Here is a 7,362-nt window from a genome sequence, read left to right as displayed (position 1 = left end):
GGCCACGGGGGCTCGCCGGCAGCCGTCGCGCTCGCGGCCGGCGAGCCCCCGTGGCCCTTCCTGGTCAGCGGACTCGCCGTGGCCGTGACGGGCCTGGCGCTCAAGCGCCTGACGGGCGAGCGGCCCCCGCTGGACATCCGCGAGGGGTTCCTCGTGGTCGTCGCCGTCTGGCTGCTCGTGCCCGCGTTCGGCGCGCTGCCCTTCGTGCTCGGCCGGGTTCCGCAGCTCGATCACCCGGTCGACGCCTACTTCGAGGCGATGTCGGGGTTCACCGCCACCGGCGCGACCGTCCTGACCGACGTGGACGCACTCGGGCCCGGCATGCTGTTCTGGCGTCAGCTCACCCACTGGCTGGGCGGCCTGGGCATCATCGTGCTCGCGCTCGCGGTGCTGCCGCGGCTGCGCATCGGCGGACGCGAACTCCTGCGCTCCGAGCTGCCGGGGCCGGTCGAGATGGAGTCGCTCGGCGCGACCGTCCGCGGGACCGCCCGACGGCTCTGGAAGGTCTACCTCGCGGTGACGGCGGCCGGCGTCCTGGCCCTGGCCTGTCTGGGGTGGAGCGGGCTGGACCCGCGGATGGGCCTCTTCAACGCGTTCTCCTACGCGACGTCCGCCGTGTCCCTGGGCGGGTTCACCCCGGAGGCCGACTCGGCCCGGGGTCTCGCGCCGGTGACGCAGTGGGTGCTGTGCGGGCTGATGGTGGTGGCCGGGGTGAACCTGCTGCGGCTGTACCACCTCGTCGTGCTGCGCCGGTTCCGGGTCGTGTCCCGCGACGAGGAACTGCGCCTGTACCTCGTCCTGCTGGCCGTGAGCACGTGCGTCGTGGGGGTCGAGTTGTTCGCCGACGGCACGGTGGACGGGCTCGGCGGCGTCCGGCACGCGGCCTTCCAGACGGTCTCGGTGATGACCACCACCGGTTTCGCGACACTGGACTGGTCGACCTGGGGCACGCTCGCGACGCTCACCCTGCTGGCACTGATGTTCACGGGGGCCTGCGCCGGGTCGGCGAGCGGCTCGATCAAGGTCGTCCGCCATCTCATCCTCTTCCGCTTCACCCGCCACGAGCTGGAACAGGCCGTTCACCCCCACGCCGTCCTCCCCGTGCGGGTGAGCGGCCGCGTGGTCGACGAGCCCGCGCTCCGCTCGGCGCTCGTGTTCGCCCTCCTCTACCTGCTCGCCCTCGCGCTCGGGACGCTCGGCCTCGCCCTCGACGCCGAGACGGGCACGACCGGGGCCGGCGCGTTCACCGTGCTCGGCGCCGCCGCGGCCTGCCTCGGCAACGTCGGTCCCGCGTTCGGCGAAGTAGGACCGTTCGGCTCCTACGCGCCGCTCGGGCACCTGTCGAAGGGGATCCTCACCGCTCTGATGCTCCTCGGCCGCATCGAGATCGTCCCCCTGGCGGTCCTGCTCCGCCGCGGCTACTGGCGCGCGTAGGCGACGACCGGCGGCGCGGGAGACGGCCACCGGCGCGCGGGAGACGGGGCGGATCGTCCCGCCGTCCCGTGCGCGGGACGGGCGACTCCGGTGACGGCCCGGTCCCGGCCGGCCCTCTTCTGCCGCTCGCCGCCGCTCGCCGCCGGGCGGGTGTCGTGGGTGACGGGTGTCCCCGCGGGCCCGGTGACGGGCCGGCACCCGTCACCGGGGCAGGGGGACGGGCCGGTACCCGGCGCGTCGCGCGACCGGGCGGGAAGGCTGGGATGCTGGGGGGAGGGAGCGCTGCCCGTGACGTGGTACCGACGGATGGGGGCGGTGAGCACCGTGCCTGAAACCCACGGGAACGCTCGAGAACCGGTCGTTCCCGCTGTTCCCTCTGTTCCCGTCGTTCCCACCGTTCCGTGCGCCGACCCCCTGGGGGAACCGTTCCTGCGCACCCGGTTCACCCTCCCCGTGCGGCCCGCCACGTTCCTGCGGCGGCAGCGGCTCGTCGACCACCTCGACCAGGCCCTCGGAACGCCGTTGACGCTGATCAACGGGGCGGCCGGGGCCGGCAAGACCCTGCTGGCCGCCGACTGGGCCGCCGGACTGCGGCCGCCGGTCGCCTGGCTCACCGTCGAAGCGGGGGACCGCCGTCCCGGGGTGTTCTGGGCGTACGTCCTCCAGAGCCTGCGTGCCTGCGGCGCACCGGCGTCCGACGCGGTCGGAGCCCCTGTGGACGCCTCCGGGACGGACCGCGGGCTGCCGGCGGCCCTCGCCGCCGAACTGAGCGAACGCGAGCGGCCCGTGGTCCTCGTGCTCGACGAGTACGACTGCATGACCGCTCCGGAGGTCACGGAGCAACTGGCGTTCGTCCTGCGGCACGCCGGGCGGGGTCTGCGCCTCGTCCTCGTCACCCGCACCGAACCGCTGCTTCCGCTGCACCGTTACCGCGCGGCCGGCGAACTGACGGAGATCCGCGCCGCCGAACTGGCCTTCACCCCCGAGGAGGCAGTCGCCCTGCTGGAACTGCACGGTCTGAGCCTTCCGGTCGACGCCGCGCGGGCCCTGGTGGACCGCACCCGGGGCTGGGCCGCCGGCCTGCGCCTGTCCGCCCTGGCCGCCCGGGAGAGCGCCGACCCCGAGCTCTACCTGAAGGAGTTCGAGGCGGACCGCAGCACGGTCGCGGACTTCCTGCTGGCCGAGGTCCTCAGGGGCCGGACGCCGGAGGAGCAGGACCTCCTGCTGCGCGTGAGCGTCCTGAACCGCTTCTGCCCCGCGCTGGCCGACGCGCTGACCCTCCGGACCGATGCCGCGCCCCTCCTCGCCGGACTGCACCGCGAGAACGCGTTCGTCGAGCACCTCGGACACTCGTGGTACCGGCTCCACCCGCTGTTCGGGGAGATACTCCGGGCCCACCTGCGGGTGCGCCTGCCCGGGCTGGAGCCGGAACTGCACCGGCGGGCCGCACGGTGGCTGCGTCGTTCCGGGTTCCTGCCGGAGGCACTCGCCCACAGCGCCGCCGCGGACGACTGGGACTTCGCCGCCGGTGCCCTCGTGGACGACCTGGCCATCGGCCGGCTCTTCACCGGCCTGCGCTCGGACGACCTGGCCCAGTTGTTCTCCCCCATGGGGCCCGAGGCCGGGAGTCCCGCGGCGGATCTCGTGCGCGCCGCCCGCGCCCTGTCCCGGTACGACCTCGATCACGGTCGGGCGCACCTGCGCCACGCCGAGGAGCGACTGGCGGACGACACGTCCGGACCGGCGGACGACGCGCCCGGCCCGGCGGCCGCCCGGCTGAGCTGTGCGCTGCTCGAGGCCCTGGTCGCCCGGCTGACCGGATGTCCCCCGCGGGTCGAGGAGGCCGCCGAAGCGGCCGGGGAACTGCGGAGGCAGGTCCCGGCACACCTCCTGGACGAGCATCCCGAACTCACCGCCCTCCTGCTGACCCATCTGGGCTCGGCACGCCTGTGGGCCGGTCGTTTCGAGGACGCGCGTACCGTCCTGACCACCGTGGCCGGCACCCCCGGCGGAGCCTCCACCGTGCTGCTCCGGGAGGAGTCGATGGGTCACCTGGCCCTGCTCGACTACCTGAACGGCTGGCTCGGCCGGGCGGAGCGCAAGGCCCTGGCCGCGCTGTCCGAGGCGGAGCGGGCCGGCCCGCTCCGACCGTCCGGCTCCGGCTCCGGCTCCGGCTTCAGCTCCGGCTCCGGCTTCAGCTCCGGCTCCGGCTCCGGCTCCGGCATCGAACGGCTGGTGCTGGCCGCCGTGGCCGTCGACCGCCATGAACTGGGCCGGGCCCAGGCCCTCCTCGACGAGACGGCCCGGCTCCCCTCGGCGACGCGCGACCCGGTGACGGCGGCGGGGCGGGCCCTCGTCGCGGCCCGCCTCCTGCTGGCCAGGGGCAAGGCGCGGGCCGCCGTCGAGGCGGCGGACCCGGCCGTCCCCGCCGCCGTGGCCTCCCCCTGGGCGGCGAGCCGTGAAAGGCTCGTCGCCTCCGCCGCCCACCTGGCCGAAGGGCGGCCGGACAGAGCCGCCGAGGTGCTCCGGAACGTGCCCGGCGACCAGCCGGTGTGCGCGGTGGAGGCCGCGGCGCTCCAGGTCGCCGCGGGGCGCCCCGGGGACGCCGTCGACCTGCTCGACGGCATCCGCGCCGAGGTCCCGACCGGTCCGGCGGTGGCCGTGGGGGCAGCACTGGTCAGAGCCCGGGTCGCGCAGGAGGCGGGGGACACCGCCACCGCCCGCAGGCTCGTGGCACAGGCGCTCCTCGACGCCCGGCGGGAGCGGCTGCGGCGCCCGTTCCTCGATGCCGGGGCGTGGATCCGGCCCCTTCTGGCCACGGCTCCGTCGCGCGATCTGGCAGCGGGCTGGCTCACGGCCGGCCCGCCGCGGCGCGACGAGCGGTCCCGGCGCGGTGAGGGAGTCCGGCGCGGTGAGGGGGCCCGGCGCGGTGGGCCGCTCCGGCCGGAGCCGTCGCCCTCGCTGCTCGTCGCGCCGGAGCTGAGCGGACGTGAGCACGACGTCCTGGAGCGGCTGGCCCGGATGATGTCGGCCGAGGAGATAGCCGCCGACCTCTACCTGTCGGTGAACACGGTGAAGACCCACCTCAAGAGCGTCTACCGGAAGCTAGCGGTGAACCGGCGTGGCGAAGCGGTGCGCCGCGCGCGCGAACTGCGGCTGCTGTGAACGCGCGGTCGTGCGGGAGACCGGCGCCCCCACCCTCGCTGGCAGGACGCCACGGGGCCCGGCCCCTCCCCCGTGGCGGGTGAGGCACGGGGCGCGTGCTTCGGATGCGATGGGAGGGGAGGGGCGGCGGGACGTGCGCCGGCCCGCGACCCGGCCGGCCCACCGGCTGCCGGCGTACCGGCCGACTCGGCGAGGTGGACACCTTGAAGCACTGGCGGGCCCTGATCGTCCTCGGCACGGCCCAGTTCCTGATGGTCCTGGACACCTCCGTCATGAACGTCTCCATCAGCCAACTGGTCGAGGACTTCGACACCGAGGTGACCGCCATCCAGGCCGTCATCACGCTGTACGCGCTGGTGATGGCCGCCTTCATGCTCATCGGCGGCAGGCTCGGGGACATCCTGGGGCGCCGCCGCATGTTCCTCCTGGGGCTGGTCGTCTACGGCACGGGGTCGGCCCTGACCGCCGTGGCGCCCACGCTGTGGGTCCTCACCCTGGGCTGGTCCGTCGTCGAGGGGCTCGGAGCGGCCATGGTGCTGCCCGCCATGGCCGCCCTCATCGCGGAGTCGTACCAAGGGCGGGACCGGGCCGTCGCCTACGCGGTCGTCGGCGGGCTCGCCGGCGCGGGGATCGCGGTCGGCCCGTTGCTGGGCGGCTGGGCGACGACGTACCTGAGCTGGCGGCTGGTCTTCGCCGGGGAGGTCGTGGTCGTCGTGGTGGTCCTGCTGTGCCGCCGGGTGATCGCGACACCCGTCCCGGCCGGCCCGCGTCCCCGGCTGGACGGGGTCGGTGCGGTGCTCTCCGCGGCCGGACTGGGACTGGGCGTGCTCGGGGTGCTGCAGAGCAGCACCTGGGGATGGGTGCAGCCCCGCAACCCCCCCTTCACCGTCCTCGGCTTCGCCCCGACACTGTTCGTCGTCGGGGCCGGGGCGGCCCTCCTGGCCGCCTTCCGGCACTGGGAACGGCGGCGGGGCGACAAGGGCGCCGATCCCCTCGTCCACCTGTCCCTGCTGAGCAGGCCCGTGCTGCGGTCCGGCCTGATGACGCTGCTGGGCCAGAACCTCATCCTGCTGGGACTGTTCTTCACCATCCCGCTGTACCTGCAGGTGGTTCAGGGGTTCGACGCCTTCCAGACGGGGCTGCGCCTGCTCCCGGTGTCCGCCACCATGCTCGTGACCTCCCTGTGCGCGTCCTCGCTGGGGCCGGTGGTGGGGCCGCGCCGGGTGATCCGGGCGGCCCTGGTGATCCTGACGGCGGCCGTCGTGTGGCTGCTGGCCACCATCGACCCGGTCATCGACGACGCGCAGTTCGCCGGGGCCATGGCCCTGCTGGGCGTGGGCGTCGGCCTGCTCGCCTCGCAGCTGGGCAACGTCGTCCAGTCCGGCGTCGGCGACGGGGAACGCAGTGAGGCCGGAGGGCTCCAGTTCACGGCGCAGAACCTGGGTTCGGCGCTGGGCACCGCCCTCATCGGGTCGATCCTCATCGGGGCGCTGGCCCACGTCCTCACCACGCAGGTGGCGGACGACCCGCGCCTGTCGGAGGAGACGCGTGAGCAGGCCGGCGTCGCTCTCCAGGCCGGGATCACCTTCGTCCCCACCGATCAGGTGCGCTCGGCGGCCGAGCGTGCCGGGCTGCCGCCGGACGAGGCCGACGCCGTCGCGGACTCCTACGCCTCCGCGCAGTTGGACGGCCTGAAGGCGGCGATCCTGGCCACCGGCGGCGTCGCCCTCGCCGGCTTCCTGGTCACCCCGCATCTCCCGACCGCCCGGGAGATGCGGTCGCGGCAGCCGGACGCCGACGCTCCGGCCGGAGCGGCCGGAAAAACCGGAGCGGCCGGGGCGACCGGGGCGATGAGCTGAGTCCGGAAGGAGCCACCGGTGTCCAGAGCGAGAGCCGGCCCCCCGGCCACGGCCCGCGGAGCGCGCCGGGCCGAGTACCGGGCCCGCGCGGACTACACGGGCGGTGTCTACGGGTCCATGCTCGCCGCCTCCGTGGTGATCGGCGCCGGCTCCCTGGGCTCGTTCCCCCGCGCCGAGCTGGTGCTGTTGCTGCTGCTCACCGGCGTGGTGTTCTGGATCGCGCACGTGCACGCCCAGCTGTTCGGGGCCCGCCTGGCGCAGCAGACGCCCGACCGCCGGATCGTGCTGCGCGTGTGCCGCGACGAGTGGCCGATCGTCAAGGCCGCCGTCCCGCCGGCCGCCGCGGTGGCCGCCAGTCCGCTCCTGGGCCTGGACGTGCAGGGCGCCTTCTGGCTGGCCCTCTCCGTCGCTGTGGCCGGCCAGGTGGGCTGGTCCGTGGCCGCGGCGCTCCGCGCCGGTGCCACGCGGCGGCTCCTGGCCGTCACCGCGTCGGTCAACCTGCTGCTCGGCCTGCTGATCATCTCCTTCAAGATCGTCCTGAAGCACTGATCCGCGGCGTCCGTCGTCCGGCGGCGGGTCACCTCGTACAGGTGAGGCCCGCGACGGCACTGGGGGCGGACGATGACAGGGAAGGACGCCGTCCGCCTGTCCCGGGAGTCCGTGGGAGGACAGCTCGTGCGCTACGAGATCCGAGTCGAGGGGCACCTGTCGGAAACGCTGGCCGAGGCCTTCCCGGAGCTGGGTCACGTCGTGATGTCCGGCCAGACCGTCCTGTTCGGCCCCGTCGTGGACGAGGCGCACCTCTACGGGCTGCTGGCGCGCTGCCGGTCGCTGGGACTGCGGGTCGTGGAGATGCGGCAGCTGCCGGAGTGACGGGACCCGGCGGCGGGCGGCACCGGCCCGG

General features: G+C 74.9%; 5 protein-coding genes. All 5 read left to right on the top strand.

All coding sequences use genetic code 11. The annotated features are described in order from the left end of the window. A partial coding sequence (locus AOK18_RS11065) for a TrkH family potassium uptake protein (RefSeq protein WP_055694216.1) occupies positions 1–1,434 on the top strand: 1,434 nt, incomplete at its 5' end. Positions 1,435–1,740: 306 nt separating this feature from the next. After that, on the top strand, positions 1,741–4,599 hold the full coding sequence (locus tag AOK18_RS11060; protein ID WP_079104953.1) for a winged helix-turn-helix domain-containing protein: 2,859 nt from the start codon (positions 1,741–1,743) through the stop codon (positions 4,597–4,599). A gap of 203 nt (positions 4,600–4,802) precedes the next feature. Beyond that, on the top strand, positions 4,803–6,458 hold the full coding sequence (locus tag AOK18_RS11055) for an MFS transporter (RefSeq protein WP_055694215.1): 1,656 nt from the start codon (positions 4,803–4,805) through the stop codon (positions 6,456–6,458). Between the two features lie 18 nt (positions 6,459–6,476). Continuing rightward, on the top strand, positions 6,477–7,007 hold the full coding sequence (locus tag AOK18_RS11050) for a hypothetical protein (protein WP_055694214.1): 531 nt from the start codon (positions 6,477–6,479) through the stop codon (positions 7,005–7,007). Between the two features lie 126 nt (positions 7,008–7,133). Then, complete coding sequence (locus tag AOK18_RS11045; RefSeq protein WP_055690892.1) at positions 7,134–7,331, top strand: hypothetical protein; 198 nt, start codon at positions 7,134–7,136, stop codon at positions 7,329–7,331. The last annotated feature ends 31 nt before the right edge of the window (positions 7,332–7,362 follow it).

Origin of the sequence: Streptomyces prasinopilosus (assembly GCF_001419695.1) — a bacterium.
In the GTDB taxonomy this organism is placed as follows: domain Bacteria; phylum Actinomycetota; class Actinomycetes; order Streptomycetales; family Streptomycetaceae; genus Streptomyces; species Streptomyces prasinopilosus.
The sequence above is the reverse complement of the archived record's forward strand: the minus strand, read 5'-3'. Positions and strand labels throughout refer to the sequence as shown.